The sequence below is a fragment of the Bradyrhizobium sp. 521_C7_N1_3 genome, from assembly GCF_052075975.1.
Classification (GTDB): Bacteria; Pseudomonadota; Alphaproteobacteria; order Rhizobiales; family Xanthobacteraceae; genus Bradyrhizobium; species Bradyrhizobium japonicum.
Genome location: NZ_CP197232.1, coordinates 9391919 through 9412003 on the forward strand (window position 1 = coordinate 9391919; position 20085 = coordinate 9412003).

Here is a 20085-nt window from a genome sequence, read left to right on the forward strand (position 1 = left end):
GCGCGAGTGCCATGTTATAGCTCGACCGACCCCTTCCCCGGAGACCAACCATGCCACATTCCGCCATCGTCAAAGACAATGTCGCCGTGATCACGGGCGGCGCATCCGGTATCGGATTGGCTGCCGCGCTGGCCTTCGCGCGCGCCGGCTTGAAGGTGTGCATCGCAGATGTGGATCAGGCGCGGCTGGCGGAAGCTGCAACAAAACTGTCATCCGTCATGCCTGCCACACATGTGATGACATTCGTGGTCAATGTCAGCAAGGCCGAGAGCGTGGCGGAACTGGAACGCGGCGTGCGCGAGCGCTTCGGCGGCGTCGACATCCTCATGAACAATGCCGGCATCCAGCCGGGCAGCACGCTGTTCGCCGAGCCCGACAACTGGCAGCGCATCATCGGCGTCAACATGTGGGGCATCATCAACGGCTCGCGCATCTTCGCGCCCGGCATGATCGCGCGCGGCAGGCCCGGCCTGATCATCAACACCGGCTCGAAGCAGGGCATCACCACGCCGCCCGGCGATCCCGCCTACAACGTCTCCAAGGCCGGCGTGAAGGCGTTTACGGAAGCCCTCCAGCACGAGCTGCGCAACACGAAGGACTGCCGCATCACCGCACATCTGCTGATTCCCGGCTTCGTCTTCACCGGCCTGACCGCAAAGGGCCGCACCGAGAAGCCGGCCGGGGCCTGGACGGCTGAGCAGACCGTGGATTTCATGCTGGCGCGGCTGGAGGCCGGCGACTTCTACATCCTCTGCCCGGACAACGACGTGCCGCGCGCGCTCGACGAGAAGCGGATGCTGTGGGCCGCCGGAGACATCGTCGAGAACCGCCCGCCGCTGTCACGTTGGCACCCGGACTATGCCGACGCGTTCGCGAAGTTCGTGAAGGGGGAGTGACGGCCTTTCCTTCTGCCCTTGTGGAAGAAGGTGGCGCGAAGCCACCCTCTCCCACAAGGGGAGAGGGGTAAGAAAGCTACAGCGTTTCCTGCTGATGCCCGCAATTCTTGCACGCGAACTTGACCCGGCTCTGGCCCTTTTCAGCCTGCACCCGGTTCGGCGCGCCGCACTTGCCGCAGACGGCCTCGATGCGGGTCGAGCCCTGCTTGACGACGATGGTCTTCTTTTCCATCGATTCGCGGATCAGGCGCTCGGCCTCCTCACGCAGGGATTGTTTCGACAAAGCTCATCTCCGCCTCTGGAAAGCGCGAGAGCCATAACGCACCTGCGTTGGAATCTCAATCGGCAATGCCGGCTCAGACCTCGACAATCACATAGCTGTCTTCGACATGCACCGGAAACGTCTCGGCGACGTACGGGCCCTTCTGCAACTCTTCGCCACGTTCCACCGCGACCGGATAGGACCGGATCTTGACCCGTTTCGGATCAAACCAGGACTGGCCGTTGCGCATGTCGAATTCCCAGCCGTGCCAGGGACAGCGCAGCATCTCGCCGACGCGCGAGCGCTGATAGATTCCGGGCTCGGGCGAGGTCAGCCGCGCCACGCAAGCGGCCTTCTCCAGCGGCGCGCCCTCATGCGGGCAGCGGTTCAAGAGCGCGAAGAACTCGCCATTGACGTGGAACACGACGATGTCGCGGCCCGCGATATCGACGACCTTGTTGCCGCCGGGCGGGATCTCCGAGGTGCGCGCGACGATGTGACGGGCCATATCCGTTCAGAACCTCCTAGCTCAGAACTTGTAGACCGCACGGGCATTGGTGCTGAAGATCTTCTTCCGCTCGGCCTCCGTCAGCGGCGTCTTGAAGGCGAAGCGCGGATCGTCGAAATCCCAGTGCGGATAGTCCGACGAGAACAGCAGACGATCGATGCCGACCCATTCGATCAGCGAACGCAGATGCCGCGCCTCGTCGGGCTCGTCAATCGGCTGCGTCGTAAACCAGAAATGCTCGCGCACATATTCCGACGGCTTGCGCCTGAGATGCGGCACCTCGCTGCGGAAGCGCTCGAAATGCTGGTCCATCCGCCACACCGCCGAGGGGATCCAGCCGAAACCGCCCTCGATGAAGACGATCTTCAGCTTCGGAAAGCGCTCCGGCACGCCTTCGATGACGAGGCTCGCAAGCTGCGCCGCGATGGTGTGCGCGTTGGACTGGTGCTCCTCGACATAATAAGACGGCCAGCCACCGCCGGTCGGCGCATGGCCGCCATAGCCGCCGACATGGATGCCGAGCGGCAGGTCCAGCGCCTGCGCACGCTCGTAGATCGGCCAATAGCGGCGGCGGCCGAGCGGCTCGTTGGCGCGCGGCGAGACGTTGATCTGGATGTATTCGCCGATTTTGGCGCAGCGCTCGATCTCGGCGATGGCGAGATCCACGCCGTCCTGCCCGACCAGGATCGAGGCCTTCAGGCGCGGATCGCGATGCGACCAGAACGCAAGCTGCCAGTCGTTGATGGCGCGCTGGATCGCGGCGCCGAATTCCAAATTCTGCTGCGAGAAGATGAAGAGATCGAGCACCTGCAGAATCCCGAACTCGACGTCGAGCGGATCGAGATGCTGCTTCTGCATGAAAGCGAGATCGGAGCCGGGCGGCCCGCCGGTCGGCGGCCACGCATCGCGCCGCGCGATCAGTGGCGAGGAACGCGGATAGGGCGTGGTGAAGAGATAAGGCGTGCGCAAATGGCTGCCATATTCCTTCAGATGCTGCTGCCAGCGTTTCGGCAGGAACTCGTTGAGATCGTCGGTCGAGCGCAGGCTCGGATGCACGTCGCAATCGACGATGCGCAGCCGCGAAGTGGCAGGCTTCTCGTCGTCACGCAGCGGACGGTCGATGACCTCACTCATGCGATCCTCCAAAGTTTTTGTTTGCGCATGATCTTATCGGAAAACCGGTACCCACTTTTCCGGATCATGCGTCAATTGATCGACAACCGCGGAAACGTTTCCAGCGGATTGTCGACGCACATCTTCGCGATGATGCTCTTCGGCAGGTTCGGCGGGATCGGATCGTCGCCGTCGAACTGCCAGTGCGGATAGTCGGACGCGAACAAAAACATCTTTTCCGAGCCGATCTGCTCGATGATCTCCTCGACACTCTTGGCATCGGTCGGCGCGTCGAACGGCTGCATGGTGACGCGGAAATTGTCGCGGATGATCGCGGCCGGCTCGCGTTCGACCCAGGGAACCTCGACGCGGACGCCGCGCCAGGTCTTGTTGGCGCGCCACATGAAGGCGGGTAGCCAGCTCACGCCGGATTCCATCAGCACGACCTTCAGGTTCGGAAACTTGCCGAACACGCCCTCATAGATCAGGCTCAATATCTGCGCCTGAAACGCCTGCGCCTCGACGAAGTAATATTCGTAGCGATGCGACGGCCAACCGGCCGAACTCGGCGCCTGGCGATATTGCGTGCCGGCATGGATCGCCAGCGGCAGCTGGTACTTCTCGGCGAGCCGGTAGACCGGCCAGAAATGCCGCCGGCCCAATAGCGTCTCGCCCTGCGCCAACACCAGGATGGAGACGAAACGATTGTCGCGGGCGCGGCGCTCGATCTCCTCGATCGCGAGTTCCGGATCCTGCATCGGCACCACGATGGAGGCCCGCAGGCGTGGATCGCGCGACAGCCATTCGGCGGCGATCCAATCGTTGATCGCCTTGCAGAAGTCGGCGGCCATATAGGCGTCGAATACGGCCTGCGCGCCGTAGAGCACGTTGAGGATCGCGTGGCTGGCGCCCAACTGATCAAAGGCGCCCTTCTGCACCATGGCGAGGTCGGAGCCGGGCTTGGCGCCATTGGCCGGCCGCCAGTCGGCACGGCCGGTCAGCGGCATGCTCGACGGATAGGAGGTGAGATCGAGCCCGTCGATGGCGCGGCTCACAACCTGCTCTTTCCAGTGATCGCTGAGATAGGGAAGCAGCGTCGTGCGCGTGCCACCAACCGCCGGGTGGATATCGCAGTCGATCCGCGTCACCGCCATGAAGCTTCCTCGCGCAATCTTATTGGCGGCGTTCTTGTGCGCCGCTTGCGCAGAGTGCCCCTGCCCGCGCCGGCGCGCAAGGTCGCCCGCCCGCGCGATCCGTCATGGCTCGGTTGCATTTCGCAGGCGCGATATGAAGCTCCGCGATCGTCGCACGCCACGGCTACTCGATGGTAGATGGTCTCACGGCGTGAGCGGTGGATGCCAGGGCATCCGCCGCTCCATATTGCAAATAGCTTTGCGCTTATATGCGCTCTCGCCTCAAGCCGCCTTGGACACTTCCATCAGCAGGCGCTCGGCCTTGGCATCCTCGATCCGGTTCACCAGCCGGCTGCTCTCGTGATTGTCGCGCACCGTCTTGGTCAGGGTGATGCAGGTCTGGATCAGCATCACGATGCCCATGGTGAGATAGCCCTTCATCCAGAGATCGATCGGCAGGAAGAAGATGCCGATGGCGACGAGGAACGCGGAGGCTGCGAAGGACGCGTAAGTGAAGGTCACCCAGGCGCTGCTGTGGGGCTGGCCGTTCTGGTTCATGATGGTCTCCTGTCGGTTCGAATGATGATGGGGTTTGGGGTCAGGCCGTCGGCATGCGCTTGGACTTCAACCGCGCCAGCACGTCGTCCGCGGTCGTCTTGAGCCGGGGGCCAAAGCCCTGCTCGGCGAGCCGTTCCGCAGTGGCGAGCGGGCCAGTGGCCGCATCGAGCTCGACCAGCGCGTCGTCAGCGGCCTGGGCTTCCATTTGCCGGTCGCGCAGGCGCCTCAAGGTGCTCTCCGCTTCCGGCAGCGTGGATTCGTAAGGACGTGCCGCCTCGATGCCGCTGCGGCGAAGCGAGCGCACCGCTTCCGAGGCACGGGCGACACGGCGGCCGCGATCGAGCTCGGTGATGCGGGCCTGCGCGCTCGCGACGTGGCGCTTCAGCCTGATGATCTCGGTCGCGAACAATGCGCGGGCCGTCATCGCCGCATCGCGATCGGCCTCCAGGCCTGCGATGGCTTCGGCGGCATCCTTGGCGAGGTCCTCGCGGCCACCGTCGAGCGCCGCAACCGCACGGATCTCGAGGTCGGCGATGCGGGCCACGGTCGCCTCGAGCTTGCGGCCTTCCTGCTGGTCCTGGGCGATTGCCAGCGCCAGCGTCCGCTTGCTGCGCTCGACGGCGGCGGCCGCATCGCGCATCTGCTGGTCGAGGATCAGAAGGGCCGTCCGGTCTTCCAGTTCCTCGCCCGCGGCGGCCACGCTGCCGCGGAAAAGTGTCACTACAGTCTTGAACATTTGCTGCTCCCTGTTATGAGCGTTGCTCACATATGGTTTGTAGCAGAGACCTTGAACATCGTTCAATAAATATTTGAGCGTCGCTCAAGAATTTGATTAATGAATGACTAAAGCCTTGGAACGTCGAGAGAAACTGCGGGCCGACCTGATCCAGGCGGCCGAGCGGATGATCGCCGAGCGAGGGTTGGCGGGTCTCAAAACCCGCGATCTCGCCCGCGAGATCGGCTGCGCCAATGGCGCGGTCTACAATCTCGTCGCCGACGTGGACGAGTTGGTCCTGCGCGTCGGCTCTCGCACGCTACTCCGGCTCGACAAGGTGCTCAGCGCGGCGGTGAGCGCGGGCAATCCATCGCCGCAGGAGACGCTGGTCCGCATCGCGATCGCCTATTGCGATTTCGCCGCAGAGAATCTCGAGCTCTGGCGCGCAATGTTCGAGCATCGCATGGAGCCCGGCAAGGAAGTCCCCGACTGGTCCGTGGACGACCAGTTGCAGCTGTTCCGCCACATCTACACGCCACTGGCAGCGTTGTTTCCGGACAGAGGGACAGAGGAGCTCGGCATCACCGCGCGTAGCCTGTTCTCGGCCGTACATGGCATGGTGGCGCTGGGGCTCGAGCAGAGGCTGGTCGCCGTGCCGCTGCCGGCGCTGCGGAAGGAAATCGCGGGCCTGGTGCGGGCGATGATCGACGGCTTGATCGCGCGGGCAGCGTAGAAGCCGAGAGAGCGCAGCGAAACTGGCGGCGGCGCCTGACTAAAATTTCGCCTGTCGCATCGCTGGCAGCACGCCTAGCTTTCGCCGCGTCTCGACCTCTCTCCGGAGTCTCCCATGCCCCTCCTCATCCGCGGCGGCACCGTCGTCAATCATGATCACTCGCGCCGTGCGGACGTGCTGATCGAGGACGAGACCATCGTCGCGATCGGAACATCGCTCGATGCACCGACGGGCGCGGAGATCGTCGATGCCGGCGGCGCCTATGTCATGCCGGGCGGGATCGATCCGCACACCCATCTCGAAATGCCCTTCATGGGCACGGTGACCGCCGACGATTTCGAATCCGGAACGAAGGCGGCGCTGACCGGCGGTACCACCATGGTGGTGGACTTCTGCCTGCCCGATCCCGGCCAGTCGATGCTCGCGGCCTATCAGGAGTGGCGGCACAAATCCGAGAAGGCGGCGACCGACTACGGCTTCCACATGGCGGTGACGTCGTGGTCGAAGCAGATCTATGACGAGATGGAGACCGTGGTCAAAACCTACGGCATCAACACCTTCAAGCATTTCATGGCCTACAAGGGCGCGCTGATGGTGAACGACGACGAGCTCTACAACTCGTTTGCGCGCTGCGCCCATCTTGGCGCCATGCCTGTGGTCCATGCGGAAAACGGTGACGTCGTCGCCCTGATGCAGGAAGCGCTGATCGCGCGCGGCGTCACCGGCCCCGAGGGCCACGCCTATTCACGGCCGCCGGAGGTCGAGGGCGAAGCGACCAACCGGGCCATCATGATCGCCGACATGACGGGCACGCCGGTCTATATCGTGCACACGAGCTGCCGTGAGGCGCATGAGGCAATCGCCCGCGCACGGGCCGCGGGCAAACGTGTCTATGGCGAGCCGCTGATCCAGCATCTGCTGCTGGATGCCGGCGAGTACCAGAACAGGGACTGGGATCATTCCGCGCAGCGCGTGATGTCGCCTCCCTTCCGCGACAGATCGCATCAGGACAGTCTTTGGGCCGGCCTGCAATCAGGCTCGCTCCAGGTGGTCGCCACCGACCATTGCGCCTTCACCACCGAGCAGAAGCGGTTCGGGCGCTGCGATTTCAGGAAGATCCCGAACGGCACCGGCGGCCTCGAAGATCGGCTCGCACTGTTGTGGACCGCGGGCGTCGCCACGGGGCGGCTCACGAAGGAAGAATTCGTCGCCGTGACCTCGGCGAACATCGCGCGCATCCTCAACATCTACCCGCGCAAGGGCGCCGTCGCCGTCGGTTCGGACGCCGATATCGTGGTATGGGACCCCAAGGCGAGCAAGACCATCAGCGCGAAGCGGCAGATGAGCCGGATCGATTACAACGTGTTCGAAGGCTTTGCCTGCACCGGCGGAACGGCCGCGACGCTGTCGCGTGGCCGCGTCGTCTGGAGGGATGGCGATCTCCACGCCGAGGCCGGCGACGGTCACTACATCGAGCGTCCGGCGTTCTCGCCGGTGCACGTCGCCAACTCGACATGGAAACAACTGACCGCCCCGCGCGCGGTCGCACGCGGCGCGGTCACGCCATAGGACTTCTCCGGTCCTCGGTCAGAAGCGATAGTTCACACCGACGGTCACGGCGTGGATTCTGTCCTTCAGGTTTCCGCTGAAGGTCACTAGCGGGACGGAATTGGTCAGAAGGAAATCGTTGGCGCCGAAATCATAGTAGTCGTACGCAAAGTTCGTCGACCAGTGCGGCGCGAATGCCCAATCGAGGCCGACGCCGGCGGTCCAGCCAGTGCGCGTCGCGGTCGCCTTGGGATCGACCGGGAATCCAAGAAGCGGAGGTGTGAGAACATTGTCGGCCTTTTCCCGCGTCCAGGCGACGCCGCCGCGGCCATAAGCAAGCCAGTTGCCGGCAAAGCTATAGCCCAGCCGCGCAGTCGCCGATGCCAGGAAGTCGTTGCTGACGGTGAATTGCGTCGGGACGATCACGCCGCCGAAACTGCCGAGACCGGGCGTCTTGCTGGTCAGGCTGGACCAGGCCGCGCGGCCTTCGACGCCGACGACCCAAGCCGATGCAAACTGATAATCGCAGCCGATCTGCCCGCCGCCGATGAAACCAGTGGAGCTGAAATCGCCCGAGCTCCTGATCTTGTCGTAGCTGAAATCGCCGCCGGCGTGAACGCCAATGAAGCACCCGGTCCAGCTGAATTGCTTGGTCGTTACTGGGGCCTTGACCGCCATATCCGCCGCACCGGCCGCGCTTGCAAATCCCAGAATCGAAACCAACCCCACGCCAATCACCGCAAGACGATGCATTCCCGGCCCCCGCCAATTCCCAAAAGCAATGCCGCTCTTGTTGCCGGAAACGGGTTGTTGCGACAAGCAGCCACACCCCTAAGGTTGACTTTATCTTGATGTGTGACCAACGCGCCACAGCGGAAACAGCGCCATGCTCTACCGGGGCAGACCTGCGACGCCGTCGGAATTCCGGGGCGAGATCGCGACCACGTTTCGTGGTCACGTCGGCTCGCCCCGGAATGGCGAACGACTCAAGCCGCCTTGCCGGCCCGCAACCGGTCGAGCACCGGCAGCAATTCGGATGGATCGGGGCGTTGCGTGTAGTCCGGGTTCACCTCCGCATAGGCGATGATGCCGTCGCGGCCGATGACGTAGCGCGCGGGCATCGGCAGTACCCAGGCCGGATTGTCGTTGAACGTCGGCAGGTCGTTCTTGAAGGACTTGTAGAGCGCGACGAGATCGGCCGGCAGCGCGAAGCGGATGCCGAAGGCGTCGGCGACGCCGCTCGCGACGTCGCTCAGGATCGGGAACGACAGCTTGTTCTCGCGCTCCGACTTGCGGCTGTTCGGCGCGGTCTGCGGCGAGATCGCAACGAGGCTCGCACCACGCGCGGCGATCTCCGGCAGCGCCTCCTGCAGCGCCTGGAGCTCGAGGTTACAATACGGGCACCAGACGCCGCGATAGAACGACACGACCAGCGGTCCCTTTGCGAGCAGGTCGCGCGAGGACACAGGCTTGCCCTCGGGATCCCTGAGGATGAATTCCGGCGCGGCGTCGCCGGCCTTCTTCGCGCGCTGCGCCTGGCCGCTCGCGATCAATTCGGCGGTGGCGCGGTGCATGGTGTCGAGCGCCTCCTTGCTGGGCTTGAGCGGGAAGCGGCCACCTTCGAAATCGGCTTTGAAGGCATCGAGTTTGTCTTGCAGGGCCATGGGTAACTCCATCAATTGCTGTTGGCCCGCTCTATCTGGATCATTTGTGAATGAAGGGGTATACAGCGCATACGGAGAACATCTATCCGGGTTTCAAATGAGTGATCGGCTGCAAGAACTGGCCGTGTTCGTCCGCGCGGCGGAGAGCGGCAGCTTTTCGAAGGCCGCGCGCGAGCTCGGCCTGTCGCAGCCCTCGGTGTCGCGCATCATCGGCGAGCTGGAGGCCCGGCTGGGCGTCAAGCTGTTGCTGCGAACCACGCGCCGCATCACCGTCACCGACGCCGGCGCGCTGTTCCTCACCCGCGCGCGCGAAGTGCTGGCCGATATCGAGGACGCCGAGGATGCCGCGCGCGGCATCGACTCGCTACGTGGCACGATCCGCATCTCGATGCCCGTCATGTACGGCGCCCGGAACATCATCCCGCGCCTGCCGAAATTCCTGGCTGCGCATCCGCTGCTGCGCGTCGAGCTATCCGTGGTCGACGAACGCCAGGACCTCGTCGCCGAGGGCACCGACGTCGCCATTCGGCTCGGCCTGCTCAACGACTCCGGCTTTGGCGCGCGAAGTCTCGGGATATTGCCGCGCTTGGTGGTGGCATCGCCGTCTTATCTTGCCATCCGTGGCACACCGAAAACGCCGGCGGACCTCGCGTCCCATGATTGCATTTTCGGACCAGGCCAGTCCGGCCGCACCAGTTGGTCGTTCACGCGGAACGGAACGGAGACATCGGTCGATGTCCGCGGCCGCATCACCACCGATTCCGGCCCCGGCGTATTCGCCTGTGTGCAGGCGGGGCTCGGCATCGCGATCACATCGCCAATCATGGCCGGACCCGAGATCGCCGCCGGCACGCTGGTCCCTCTGTTGAAGAGCTACAAGCTTTCGCCCATCGACGTCTATGCCGTATTCCCGGGTGGCCGCCGCCCCTCGACCAAGGTGCGCGCTCTGGTGGACTATCTCGCAACCGACATGAAGCAGACGCCATGAGGGACGCGCCGGACCGTTCCGCGGGCACGGCGAAGCGCGACACCATGCGTCGCATTTAATGGCATGGCGCTTGCCTCCCTTGGTCGCAAATTGGCTCAAGGAGGCATCGATGAACGCATCGTCTTTCGACATCAGCCGCCGCAATGTGTTGCTGGGAGGCCTTGGCGCAGCCGGCTTGACCGCCATCGCACCTCGCTTCGCTACTGCCCAAGGGCGTGCCGAGACGCTGCTGGTGGTGCAGGAGCTCGGGCCGAACTCGCTCGACATGCAGGGCGTCGGCTCCAACCAGACCGTGAACGGCCTGTCCTGGAATTGTTACGACCGCCTGCTCACCTACGCCTCCAGGACGTTGCCCGACGGGACCGTATCCTATGATCGCGAGAAGCTCGCGCCTGAACTCGCCGCGAGCTGGGAGGTCGCCGCGGACGGCATGTCCTGCACCTTCAAGCTTCGCAAGGACGCGAAATTCCACGACGGCACGCCTGTTACCGCCAAGGACGTCAAATGGTCGTTCGACCGTGCCGTGAAGGTCGGCGGCTTCCCGACCTTCCAGATGTCGGCGGGTTCACTGGAGAAGCCCGAGCAGTTCGTGGTCGTCGACGACCACACCTTCCGCATCGATTATGTCCGCAAGGACAAGATGCTGCTGTTCAACGTCGCCGTCGTCGTGCCCTTCATCATCAATTCCGAACTCGCCAAGAAGAACGCGACCCCGGAAGACCCATGGGCGCTGGCCTGGCTGAGGACCAACGAGGCCGGTGGCGGCGCCTACAGGATCGAAAGCTGGAAGCCCGGCAGCGAGACCGTGCTGGCGCGGTTCGATGATTGGAAGAGTGGTCCGCTACCGAAGATCAAGCGCGTGATCGCGCGCGACGTCCCCTCGGCCGGCACGCGCCGCGCGATGCTGGAGCGGGGCGATGCAGACATTTCCAGCGGCTTTGCGCCGCGTGATTTCGAGCAGATCATCAAAGAAGGCAAGGTCAAGGTCTCGGGCGTGCCGATCCCGAACGCGCTCTGGTATGTCGCACTCAACACCGCGAAACCGCCATTCGACAATGTGAAGCTGCGTCAGGCCATCGCCTGGGCAATGCCGTATGAGCAGATCCAGAGCAGCGCGTTCTTCGGTCGCGCCGTTCCCATGTACGGCGGTGCGGCTGATATCTCAAAACCGGTCTGGCCGCAACCGTCTCCCTACGTCACCGATCTCGACAAAGCCAAGGCCCTGATGAAGGAGGCAGGCTTCGAGTCCGGCCTGGAGACGACGCTGTCGCTCGACACGGGCACGGCCACGGTCGGCGAGCCGACCGCGATCCTGATCCAGGAGAGCCTCGCAAAAATCGGCATCAAGGCGGCTATCGAAAAGATTCCCGGCGCAAACTGGCGCACGACGCTGAACAAGAAGGAGCTGCCGCTCGCGCTCAACCGCTTCAGCGGCTGGCTCGACTATCCAGAGTACTATTTCTACTGGAATTTCCACGGCAACAATTCGATCTTCAACATCTCCTCCTACCAGAACAAGGCGATGGACGCGCTAATCGACGAGGCGCGCTTCACAGCGGATGCGGCGGACTACGACCGGTGCGTGAAGGATTTCATCGCGCTCTGCATGCGCGATGTTCCCATCGTTCCACTCAACCAGCCGATCCACGACGTCGCCATGCAGAAGGCCATCACAGGCTACGAGTTCTGGTTTCACCGCGAGCCGGACTACCGCCAGTTCACGAAATCATAGCCTCGCATGCCGAGCACTCGACGTGTTCTCATCGTCATGGCCGGGCTTGTCCCGGCCATCCACGTCTTGGCTATCTGCACCAAGAACGTGGATGCCCGGGACAAGCCCGGGCATGACGAGACGCGCCAACCGTGCCGCGCTCGTCCGCAGCATCGCCGCGTCGAGCTTGCCCTGCCGCGCCCCATCCAGCGCGCAGGCGAAGACCCGGTAGAATTGCGCGCCGTCATAGGCAACCAGCAGCAGATCGACGCCGGCGTTGATCGCCTCGATCACGGCCTTGCAGACGTCGTGCTGGTAGATCGCACCCATCACGAGGTCGTCGGTCATCACCATGCCCTGGTAACCCCACTTGTCGCGGATGATGCCATCGATGACGCGCTTCGAATGCGAGGCCGCGCGATCGGGATCGACGGTCGTGAGTGTGACATGCCCAACCATGAGCGCGCTGCGCGAATGCGACAGCACCTCGCGGAACGGCAGCCAGTCGGTTGCCTCCAATTCCCTGACCGGCGTATCGAGATTGGCGCTGAAATGATGCGTATCGGTGCGGACGCGACCGATGCCGGGAAAATGCTTCAGCGTAGCACCGACGCCTGACTCTTCCAGCCCGCGCACATAGGCGCTCGCGATCGTGCTGACGACGGCAGGGTCGGTCGCAATCGCGCGCCGGCCGATCAGCGTATGGAAGTCGAGGCGATTGCGCCGGACCGGCGGCTTGAGGTCGAGCACCGGCGCGAGGTTGAGGTTGACGCCGAGCCCTGCGAGCTCGCGGCCGTGGATACGGCCGAACTCTTCGGCCTTGGCCTGCTGTTCGTCGGGGGCGAGCCCGCTGAGCGTCGCCAGTGCCGGCACCCTCGTCAGCGGCGGCGCGAGATGTCCGACGATGCCGCCCTCCTGGTCTGCCGCGACGACCAGCGGCGGCAGGCCGGCGGCGCGCCGCTTGTCCTGGAGCGCCGCGATCTCGGTACGCAACGTCTCGACGGTCCGGCCACGGATGTTGCGCCGGGTCACGTAGACGCCGCCGATCAAGCCCTGCTCGGCGAGGCGCGCAACCTCGGGAAAGGAGGAATAGCCCACCATGAAGTGAGGTCCGAGCTGACGCGCCTCGGTGGCGCTCGCGGCAAGCACCTCGTGCTTGCGCAGCTCGAACTTCAGATGCGCCGCCGACATCAGGACCGGCGGCAGGCACCAGAGCACGACGAGCAGCTTGCCCGCGATGGTGCGCCACCATCCTCTGCGCAGCAGGACGATGACGATCGCGAGGCTTGCGACGACAAGCGCGAAGTTTCCCGCGCCGCGCAGCGGGACCAGATAGGGATCGTTCTTGTTGGCGGCCGCGAATGCGACGAGCGGCGCGGCCAACCAGATCAGGACGAGACCGATACGACCGAGAAATTGCATGATGCGTCACACGCTATGAGTGGCGAATGCTTCGCACCTATCAAAACGAATCACGCTGTACGAGAGGCAAACGCGCGCCTGCACGAAAACTGCAAAAGACTCCTGAAACCGTGCAGACGATGGTCCCGCCTTCTGCACAAGAGGTGTTCAGACTTCGTGATGCCACCCATCACGAAAGGTCATTCGGACATGACGAGCCTGGTTTCGACGATAGCAGCGGAAATCCAGCCGATCAGGCATTCCTCGATCCCGGCCAAGGTCGGCCTCGCGCTGGTGCTGGCCGCGCTCGCCGATTGGCTGTTCTACGGCCAGCGGATCGGGCTGTCGCTGACGCTCTTTGCGATCGTGATGGCCTGCGTGTCGGTGCTCTTCAATCATGCGGCCCTGGATCTGCGGCGTGCCATGATCGGCACGGCCGTTCTCGTCGCCGGTCTCGTGCCGGCCGTCGAGGAGCTGAACATGCTGTCCTTCCTGATCCTCACCATGACGCTGGCCATTGCGCTTCTGATCGCGACCAATCCGGAAACGACCGGGTTCGCTGAGCGTGCCCGCGCGCTGCGCAATTTCTTCCTGCTCGGCCCCTTCAGGTTCTTCCTCGAGGCGATCCAGATCTTCAACATGTCGGCGTTCACCCGCGGCCTCGCGCTCTGGCTGCTCCCGGCAACGCTCAGCACTGTCTTCGTCGCGCTGTTCGCTGCGGCCAATCCGGTGATCGAGCAGTGGGTGTCGCTGCTCAATCCAAAGCTCATCCTCGAATATATCAGCATCCCGCGCGTGCTGTTCTGGGCCATGATGCTGGTGCTGGTTTGGCCGTTCATCCACGTGCGCTGGCGGCGCAGGACGATTGTCACCACCGCCGTTGCCGACGGCCCCGTGCCGCCCCCGCTCCCGCCCTTGGTCTCGGCTGAATTTCTGAACCCCTCCACCATTCTGCGCTCGCTGATCCTGTTCAACCTGCTGTTCGCGGCGCAGTCCATCCTCGACGGGATCTATCTCTGGGGCCATGTGGCGCTGCCCGACAATTTGACCTATGCGGCCTACGCCCATCGCGGCGCCTATCCGCTGATAGCGACCGCGTTGCTCGCCGCTGCCTTTGTGCTGGTGGCGATGCGCCCGGGCGGGGCGGCCGAGAAATCGAAGGTGATCCGGCCGCTGGTCTATCTCTGGGTCGGGCAGAACGTCCTGCTCGTCGCCTCCTCCATCCTCCGCCTCGATCTCTACGTCGACATCTACATGCTGACCTATTGGCGCATCGCGGCCTTCATCTGGATGGGGCTGGTGGCGCTCGGGCTGGTCCTGATCGTGGCGCGCATCGCGCTCAACCGGTCCAACCAGTGGCTCGTCGGCGCCAATCTGATCGCGCTGATGATCGTGCTCTATGGTTGCTCGCTCGTGAACTTCGATGCGTTCATTGCCGACTACAATGTCGTCCACAGCCGGGAAGCATCGGGCAAGGGCGTGCAGATCGACATCAACTATCTCCTGACGCTCGGGCCGCAGGCGCTGCCTGCCATCGACAAGGCCATCTTGCTCCGGCCCGGCACCCCAGAGAGCTGCCTTGTGTCGCGCCGCGACCGCCTTGTAGAACAGCAGCGCCAGGATCTGGCCTGGCGGAGCTGGGGCTTTCGAAGCTGGCGGCTCCAGCGCAGGCTGGACGCGCAGGCGAAGGATCAGCAGGCAGGCTGAGGAAGCGGAGAGGTTCTTGGCGCATCGCATTCTCATCGTCGACGACGAGGGCCACATCCGCGAAGTCATCCGCGTCGCCTTGAAGAAGGCCGGCATGGACGTGATCGAGGCGCGCGACGGCAAGGAGGCACTCGCCCGCTTTGCCGCCGACAAGCCCGACCTGATCGTACTCGACATCGGCATGCCCGAATTCGACGGCCTCGACGTCTGCCGCGAGATCCGCAAGACCTCCGACGTGCCGATCCTGTTCCTGTCGGCGCGCGACGAGGAGATCGACCGCATCCTCGGCCTCGAGATCGGCGGCGACGATTACGTGACAAAGCCGTTCAGCCCGCGCGAGTTGGTGGCGCGGGTCAACGTCATCCTGCGCCGCCTCAGCCCGCGCAATGGCGAGGCCAAGGCCGGGCCGGGCGCGCTGTCGCAAGGCGGCCTCCTGATCGATCCCGAACAGCATGCCGCATCCTTTGCCGGCACGCCGTTGAAGCTGACTGCGATCGAGTTCGGCATCTTGCGCGCGTTCCTGACCCGGCCGACCTCGGTGTTCAACCGCGAGCAGCTGATGCGGGCGGCCTATCAGCTCAACATCCAGGTCTCCGACCGCACCATCGACAGCCACATCCGCAACATCCGCGCCAAGCTCGCGGCGCACAATTGCGAGAGCGTGATCGAGACCATCCACGGCGTCGGCTTCAAGCTCGGCCGCTGCGAGAAAGAGGCATGAGCGCGGCGCCTGACAAATGGCGGCCGTCGCTCACCCTCGTGATTTTCACGGTGCTTGCGACCGTCGGCGTGCTGCCGCTGGTCGGCCTGTTCTTCTTCCGCCTTTACGACAACCAGCTGATCCGCCAGACCCAGGCCGAGCTGATCGCGCAGAGCCGTGTGCTCGCGACCATCTACGCGCAGGAGGTCACGGCGCGGCTCGACAGCGGCCTGACGCTCGGCGCCGAGGTGCCGCCCAACGTGCTGCCCGACCCCGGCGACCAGGTCACCCCGATCCGTCCCGCGCTCGACCTCACCGCCAACGATCTCTTGCGGCGGCGGCCGGATGCGCAAGCAGCGCCCCAGCCGGCGCAGCTAACCTATGTCGAGATCGGCGCAAGGCTGACGCCGATCATCCGCGAGACCCAGAAGGTGACGCTGGCGGGCTTTCGCATCCTCGATCCGCAGGGCGTGGTGATCGCCGGGCGCTACGAGGTCGGGCAATCGCTCGCCCATATCGAGGAGGTCGCGGACGCGCTGCACGGGCAGTACCGCGCCACCTTGCGCAACCGCGTCCCGGATCGGCCGCCGCCGCCGATCTATTCCTTCAGCCGGGGCCTCGGCGTGCACGTGTTCTCGGCGATGCCCGTCATCGTCAACAACCGCGTTGCGGGGGTGATCTACAGCACGCGGACGCCGAGCAACATTTTTGATCATCTCTACCAGGAGCGTGCCAAGTTCGTGCTGGCGGGGCTTGCCGTGATCCTCGGCACCATCGCGATCGGGCTGGTGTTCTCTCGCACCATCACGCTGCCGATGCGCGAACTGATCGACCGCGCCGCGCGGATCGGCCGCGGCGATCGCGAGGCGTTCAGGCCGCTCCGGCACTACGGCACCCGCGAGTTCGCCCAGCTCTCGCACAGTTTTCTCGGCATGGCCGAGCAGCTGGCGCGGCGCTCGGACTATATCGCGACGTTCTCGGCCCACCTCACCCACGAGCTGAAATCGCCGCTGACCTCGATCAAGGGTGCGGCCGAGCTGTTGCAGGATTCATTTCAAGGAAAGCCGGAAGGCCTGACGCCGGCCGAGCAGAAGACGTTCATCGCCAACATCCTGTCGGACACGCAGCGGCTTGAAGCGATGGCGCAGCGGCTGCGCGAGCTCGCCCGCGCGGAGAGCCTGCCGCAGAACGAGCGCACCGAGCTTGCGCCCGTGATCGCCGACCTCCGGAGCCGGTTTCCGGCAAGCTCAATCGAGGCCAGCGGCCGCCTCGACCGGGCGATCGGCATGTCCAGCGAGAAGGCGCTGATCGTGCTGTCGCATCTCGCCGACAACGCGATGCGGCACAGGGCGAGGACCATCAGGCTGGAGGCGGTGGACGCGCGGACGACCCTGCTTGTGACGGTCAGCAATGACGGCGAACCGATTTCGGCGCCGAACCGCGACAGGATCTTTGATGCGTTCTTCACCACCCGCCGCGACCAGGGCGGCACCGGGATGGGGCTGGCGATCGCGCGCGCGGTGATGGCGAGCCATGGCGGCTCGATCAGGCTCAAGCCGACCGACGAGGGCGCGGCCTTCGAGCTCCAGTTTCCAATCGCCTGAGGCGCGATGAGGTCATCGTCCCTCAGCTTTTCATTTGGGCATGATCTGTCCGGAAAACCGCTTCACACTTTTCCGGATCATGCCCTAGATCGCGAACACCCAGGCGGCGACGATGGTGCCGATGGTGACCAGACCGGCGATGGTCCAGCCGGCGGCGTATTCCAGCTCGGGATGACCGGTCGCCCGCATGATCTCTGCGGGATCGGCGGTATGCTTCTCTGCCATGACAGCCTCGCACGTTTTTTTCCGTGTCCTATGTAAGTCGCATCAGCCGCCAATAGGTTCCATCACGGAAATGCGAGCAATGACGCAGCTTGGTCTATTCGCCGACCCGCAAGCCGGCCCTGCGGGGCTTCGCTATACCGATGACTTCGTCGAGGCCACCGTCGAGCAGGACTTGATCGACCGCATCGCAGCATTGCCGCTGCAGCGCTTCCAGTTCGGTGCCTTCGAGGGCAACCGCCGGGTGGCGTCGTTCGGCTATCGCTATGACTATTCGCTGCAACGGCTGGCCGAGGCCGAGCCGATCCCGGACTGGGTCCTGCCCGTTGCGCGGCAGGCCGAGGCCTGGGCGGGCCTCGCCGCCGGCAGCGTCCGGCAGGTGCTCTGCACCGAATATGACACCGGCGTCGGCATCGGCTGGCACCGCGACAAGCCGCATTTCAAGGAGATCCTCGGCCTGTCACTGGGCTCGCCGTGCAAATTCCGCTTCCGCCGCCGCAGCGGCGACAAATGGGAGCGCCACGCACTCGAAGCCCTGCCGCGCTCGCTCTACCTGATGGACGGCGAGGCGCGGTCGCAATGGGAGCACAGCATCCCGCCGGTCGAGGCACGCCGCTATTCGATCACCTTCCGGACGATGCAGCGGGCGTAGCGGCCGGTCCAAAACTAAAATTGCGAAAACAACCCCATGCACAGTAGAACGCGCGGCCGGCATGCGACCGCGGTCGCGCGTGCCAAATGTTTGACGCGTCGGACCAAAACAGCCGCACCGCGCAATCGTCGCGCGGTTCACGGATTTTCCCTTCAATTGCCGGCGAGGGGCAAGACGTCGGGCGGAAGAGAAGCCGCCACTCGACTCTCCGCAAGATTGTAAGTTAATCTCGCTTCTATCGGCTGGTCCATTTTTAGCCGATGTTGCAGCATTTCAGGGCGCGGCACGGCGCCGTCCCGGCAGAAGACATTTTCAAGGGAAGCTCGCGATGCGTTCGCTGTTTGCGCGGCTGCACCGGCGTTACGGGCCCAGGATTTCGGGGGCGGAGCGCCAGCGGCGAGTGAAGGACAAGCTCGCCCTTCAACCCACCCCGCCCGCGATCCGCTCACCCACCGCGCTCCGCGCGCTGGCGGTGCGACGCCCGAAAGTCGCGATCATCGGCGGCGGCTTCGCCGGCCTGATGGCGGCCTCCGAGCTCGTCGCGCATTGCGAGGTGACGCTGTTCGAGGCCCGCGACCGCTTCGGCGGCCGGGTTCTCAGCAAGAAGAAGCCGAGCGGGATCGTCGAGGCCGGCGGCGAGCTGATCGGCTACAACCATCCGCTCTGGCTGAAATATGCCAAGCGGTTCGAGCTCGGCCTGTCCGTCATCACCTCGGACACCAATTTCGACGCGCTCGAGCTCGACATGCCGCTGTTTCTCGACGGCCACAAGCTCTCCGACGGCCAGATGAAGCTGGTCTATCACGAGATGGACGATGCTTTCGGCAAGCTCAGCCGGTGGGCCGGCCGGGTCAAGCCTGACAAGCCCTGGCGCGCCAAGGGCGCAAGGAAACTCGACGCCAGGACAATTGCGGAGTGGATCGCCAGCCTCGACTGCTCGAAGCTCACCAAGCACGCCATGGAGGAGCAGTTCTCCAATGACGCCGGCCAGCCGACCACCAAGCAGAGCCTTCTCGCCAATCTGGCCGTCGTCGCGGGCGGACGGATGAAGAACCAGATCGACGCCTTCTTCACCCAGACCGAGACGTTGCGCTGCTCGGAAGGCAATCAGGAACTCGCCATTCGCCTCGCGCAGGACATCGAGAGCAACGGCGCCAGCACCCATCTGTCGACGCCGGTGCGCGCCATCCGCATCGACAGCGAAGGCGCGACCCTGGAGTTCAGCCCCTCCAGCAACGGAACGGCACGCGCGCCCTTCGCCGCCGATTATGCGGTGCTCGCGATCCCCCCGAGCCTGTGGCCGGACTCACCCAACGCCAAGATCACGATCACGCCCCACCTGCCGCACGACTACTACGTCACGATGGGGACGGCGGTGAAATATCTCAGCCCGCTCAAGAAGCGCTTCTGGATCGGCGAGGGCCTGGCGCCGACGGCCATCTCGAACCAGTTCGGTGTCACCTGGGAAGGGACGGACAACCAGATCGCCCCGCCGGAGCACCCGGTCGAACTCAGCCTGTTCGCCGGCGCCGACGTCGCGGCGGAAGCTCTCAAGCACTACCGGTCCGGCGACCAGACGCAGGTCGATGCGTTCTACGCGCAGCAGCTCGGCAGCGTCTACAAGGGCTATGTCGCGCATCTGGCCGATCAACCGGAGTTCATGGCATGGCCGCGCGACGAATGGACCGCCGCTGGATACTCCTGTCCCGCCCCCGGCGAGGTCTGCCGCGCCGGGCCGCTGCTGGCCAAGGGTTTCGAGGACCGCCTGTTCTTTGCCGGCGAGCACACCTGCTTTGCCTATTTCGGCTACATGGAGGGCGCCCTCCAGTCCGGCCAGACGGCGGCGGCTGCGATCATCAAGGCCATCGACAAGCAGCCTGAAGCGCAGGGCTCTGCCAGGAACGGAAATTCTGTCATAGGCTCGGGGCGCCTCGCGGCATCAAGGCCGTGACGGGAGAGGGAGCGACGCG

The 20085-nt window shown here is 64.5% G+C and carries 20 protein-coding genes; 10 read left to right on the forward strand and 10 right to left on the reverse strand.

The window, feature by feature from the left end; all coding sequences use genetic code 11:
- The first annotated feature begins 50 nt into the window (after positions 1–50).
- On the forward strand, positions 51–896 hold the full coding sequence (locus tag AB7008_RS44550; protein WP_304491631.1) for an SDR family NAD(P)-dependent oxidoreductase: 846 nt from the start codon (positions 51–53) through the stop codon (positions 894–896).
- Positions 897–972: 76 nt separating this feature from the next.
- Here AB7008_RS44550 and AB7008_RS44555 read toward each other — a convergent pair whose 3' ends face one another.
- The 6 genes from AB7008_RS44555 to AB7008_RS44580 form a co-directional block, all read right to left on the reverse strand.
- Entirely contained in the window at positions 973–1179 is a 207-nt protein-coding gene (locus AB7008_RS44555) for a hypothetical protein (protein WP_014491844.1), read from the reverse strand.
- A 73-nt stretch (positions 1180–1252) separates the two neighbouring features.
- Positions 1253–1666 carry a Rieske (2Fe-2S) protein gene (locus tag AB7008_RS44560; RefSeq protein ID WP_028147928.1) on the reverse strand — a complete coding sequence of 138 codons (414 nt, stop codon included), beginning with the start codon at positions 1664–1666 and terminating at the stop codon, positions 1253–1255.
- A gap of 21 nt (positions 1667–1687) precedes the next feature.
- Complete coding sequence (locus AB7008_RS44565) at positions 1688–2800, reverse strand: amidohydrolase family protein (RefSeq protein WP_248880157.1); 1113 nt, start codon at positions 2798–2800, stop codon at positions 1688–1690.
- A 71-nt stretch (positions 2801–2871) separates the two neighbouring features.
- The gene (locus AB7008_RS44570; protein WP_304491632.1) at positions 2872–3933 is read right to left on the reverse strand and encodes an amidohydrolase family protein; all 1062 of its coding nucleotides are present in this window, start codon (positions 3931–3933) and stop codon (positions 2872–2874) included.
- 261 nt (positions 3934–4194) lie between these two features.
- Complete coding sequence (locus AB7008_RS44575) at positions 4195–4470, reverse strand: YiaA/YiaB family inner membrane protein (RefSeq protein ID WP_014491840.1); 276 nt, start codon at positions 4468–4470, stop codon at positions 4195–4197.
- A gap of 40 nt (positions 4471–4510) precedes the next feature.
- Positions 4511–5206, reverse strand: a complete 696-nt coding sequence (locus AB7008_RS44580) for a PspA/IM30 family protein (RefSeq protein ID WP_304491633.1) — start codon at positions 5204–5206, stop codon at positions 4511–4513.
- Positions 5207–5309: 103 nt separating this feature from the next.
- Here AB7008_RS44580 and AB7008_RS44585 point away from each other — a divergent pair, with 103 nt between their 5' ends.
- Positions 5310–5918, forward strand: coding sequence for a TetR/AcrR family transcriptional regulator (locus AB7008_RS44585; protein ID WP_304491634.1), 609 nt, complete (start codon positions 5310–5312; stop codon positions 5916–5918).
- Positions 5919–6032: 114 nt separating this feature from the next.
- The gene (gene hydA / locus AB7008_RS44590; protein WP_441260924.1) at positions 6033–7487 is read left to right on the forward strand and encodes a dihydropyrimidinase; all 1455 of its coding nucleotides are present in this window, start codon (positions 6033–6035) and stop codon (positions 7485–7487) included.
- A gap of 18 nt (positions 7488–7505) precedes the next feature.
- On the opposite strand, the gene AB7008_RS44595 is transcribed toward hydA, so the two are convergent.
- Both AB7008_RS44595 and AB7008_RS44600 read right to left on the reverse strand, forming a co-directional pair.
- Positions 7506–8219 carry an outer membrane protein gene (locus AB7008_RS44595; protein ID WP_304491636.1) on the reverse strand — a complete coding sequence of 238 codons (714 nt, stop codon included), beginning with the start codon at positions 8217–8219 and terminating at the stop codon, positions 7506–7508.
- Between the two features lie 233 nt (positions 8220–8452).
- On the reverse strand, positions 8453–9130 hold the full coding sequence (locus tag AB7008_RS44600; protein WP_304491637.1) for a peroxiredoxin-like family protein: 678 nt from the start codon (positions 9128–9130) through the stop codon (positions 8453–8455).
- A 97-nt stretch (positions 9131–9227) separates the two neighbouring features.
- Between AB7008_RS44600 and AB7008_RS44605 the strand changes: the two genes are divergently transcribed.
- Together AB7008_RS44605 and AB7008_RS44610 are read left to right on the forward strand one after the other, a co-directional pair.
- Positions 9228–10118 carry a LysR family transcriptional regulator gene (locus tag AB7008_RS44605; RefSeq protein WP_028157853.1) on the forward strand — a complete coding sequence of 297 codons (891 nt, stop codon included), beginning with the start codon at positions 9228–9230 and terminating at the stop codon, positions 10116–10118.
- Positions 10119–10227: 109 nt separating this feature from the next.
- Positions 10228–11850 carry an ABC transporter substrate-binding protein gene (locus AB7008_RS44610; RefSeq protein WP_304491638.1) on the forward strand — a complete coding sequence of 541 codons (1623 nt, stop codon included), beginning with the start codon at positions 10228–10230 and terminating at the stop codon, positions 11848–11850.
- On the opposite strand, the gene AB7008_RS44615 is transcribed toward AB7008_RS44610, so the two are convergent.
- Positions 11845–13251: a glycoside hydrolase family 3 N-terminal domain-containing protein gene (locus AB7008_RS44615; protein ID WP_441260925.1), complete on the reverse strand. Its 1407-nt coding sequence runs from the start codon at positions 13249–13251 to the stop codon at positions 11845–11847. The genes AB7008_RS44610 and AB7008_RS44615 overlap by 6 nt on opposite strands.
- A gap of 189 nt (positions 13252–13440) precedes the next feature.
- On the opposite strand from AB7008_RS44615, the gene AB7008_RS44620 reads away from it, so the two are divergent.
- Genes AB7008_RS44620 through AB7008_RS44630 form a run of 3 tightly spaced genes read left to right on the forward strand, consistent with a single transcriptional unit; the run spans position 13441 to position 17241 of the window.
- Entirely contained in the window at positions 13441–14937 is a 1497-nt protein-coding gene (locus tag AB7008_RS44620) for a DUF4153 domain-containing protein (protein ID WP_304491640.1), read from the forward strand.
- Positions 14938–14953: 16 nt separating this feature from the next.
- Complete coding sequence (locus AB7008_RS44625; RefSeq protein WP_304491641.1) at positions 14954–15658, forward strand: response regulator; 705 nt, start codon at positions 14954–14956, stop codon at positions 15656–15658.
- On the forward strand, positions 15655–17241 hold the full coding sequence (locus AB7008_RS44630; RefSeq protein ID WP_304491642.1) for an ATP-binding protein: 1587 nt from the start codon (positions 15655–15657) through the stop codon (positions 17239–17241). The genes AB7008_RS44625 and AB7008_RS44630 overlap by 4 nt, the downstream gene beginning before the upstream one ends.
- An 84-nt stretch (positions 17242–17325) precedes the next feature.
- On the opposite strand, the gene AB7008_RS44635 is transcribed toward AB7008_RS44630, so the two are convergent.
- A complete protein-coding gene (locus tag AB7008_RS44635; protein ID WP_007597071.1) occupies positions 17326–17466 on the reverse strand; it encodes a hypothetical protein in 141 nt (46 codons plus the stop codon).
- 79 nt (positions 17467–17545) lie between these two features.
- On the opposite strand from AB7008_RS44635, the gene AB7008_RS44640 reads away from it, so the two are divergent.
- Complete coding sequence (locus tag AB7008_RS44640; RefSeq protein WP_304491643.1) at positions 17546–18115, forward strand: alpha-ketoglutarate-dependent dioxygenase AlkB; 570 nt, start codon at positions 17546–17548, stop codon at positions 18113–18115.
- A gap of 328 nt (positions 18116–18443) precedes the next feature.
- Positions 18444–20066: a flavin monoamine oxidase family protein gene (locus AB7008_RS44645; protein ID WP_441260926.1), complete on the forward strand. Its 1623-nt coding sequence runs from the start codon at positions 18444–18446 to the stop codon at positions 20064–20066.
- Positions 20067–20085 lie beyond the last annotated feature (19 nt).

Coding starts and splice junctions, on each gene's coding strand:
- AB7008_RS44550 (WP_304491631.1), top strand. CDS start 51: ATGCCACATTCCGCCATCGTCAAAGACAATGTCGCCGTGATCACGGGC.
- AB7008_RS44560 (WP_028147928.1), bottom strand. CDS start 1,666: ATGGCCCGTCACATCGTCGCGCGCACCTCGGAGATCCCGCCCGGCGGC.
- AB7008_RS44565 (WP_248880157.1), bottom strand. CDS start 2,800: ATGAGTGAGGTCATCGACCGTCCGCTGCGTGACGACGAGAAGCCTGCC.
- AB7008_RS44570 (WP_304491632.1), bottom strand. CDS start 3,933: ATGGCGGTGACGCGGATCGACTGCGATATCCACCCGGCGGTTGGTGGC.
- AB7008_RS44575 (WP_014491840.1), bottom strand. CDS start 4,470: ATGAACCAGAACGGCCAGCCCCACAGCAGCGCCTGGGTGACCTTCACT.
- AB7008_RS44580 (WP_304491633.1), bottom strand. CDS start 5,206: ATGTTCAAGACTGTAGTGACACTTTTCCGCGGCAGCGTGGCCGCCGCG.
- AB7008_RS44585 (WP_304491634.1), top strand. CDS start 5,310: ATGACTAAAGCCTTGGAACGTCGAGAGAAACTGCGGGCCGACCTGATC.
- hydA (WP_441260924.1), top strand. CDS start 6,033: ATGCCCCTCCTCATCCGCGGCGGCACCGTCGTCAATCATGATCACTCG.
- AB7008_RS44595 (WP_304491636.1), bottom strand. CDS start 8,219: ATGCATCGTCTTGCGGTGATTGGCGTGGGGTTGGTTTCGATTCTGGGA.
- AB7008_RS44600 (WP_304491637.1), bottom strand. CDS start 9,130: ATGGCCCTGCAAGACAAACTCGATGCCTTCAAAGCCGATTTCGAAGGT.
- AB7008_RS44605 (WP_028157853.1), top strand. CDS start 9,228: ATGAGTGATCGGCTGCAAGAACTGGCCGTGTTCGTCCGCGCGGCGGAG.
- AB7008_RS44610 (WP_304491638.1), top strand. CDS start 10,228: ATGAACGCATCGTCTTTCGACATCAGCCGCCGCAATGTGTTGCTGGGA.
- AB7008_RS44615 (WP_441260925.1), bottom strand. CDS start 13,251: ATGCAATTTCTCGGTCGTATCGGTCTCGTCCTGATCTGGTTGGCCGCG.
- AB7008_RS44620 (WP_304491640.1), top strand. CDS start 13,441: ATGACGAGCCTGGTTTCGACGATAGCAGCGGAAATCCAGCCGATCAGG.
- AB7008_RS44630 (WP_304491642.1), top strand. CDS start 15,655: ATGAGCGCGGCGCCTGACAAATGGCGGCCGTCGCTCACCCTCGTGATT.
- AB7008_RS44635 (WP_007597071.1), bottom strand. CDS start 17,466: ATGGCAGAGAAGCATACCGCCGATCCCGCAGAGATCATGCGGGCGACC.
- AB7008_RS44640 (WP_304491643.1), top strand. CDS start 17,546: ATGACGCAGCTTGGTCTATTCGCCGACCCGCAAGCCGGCCCTGCGGGG.
- AB7008_RS44645 (WP_441260926.1), top strand. CDS start 18,444: ATGCGTTCGCTGTTTGCGCGGCTGCACCGGCGTTACGGGCCCAGGATT.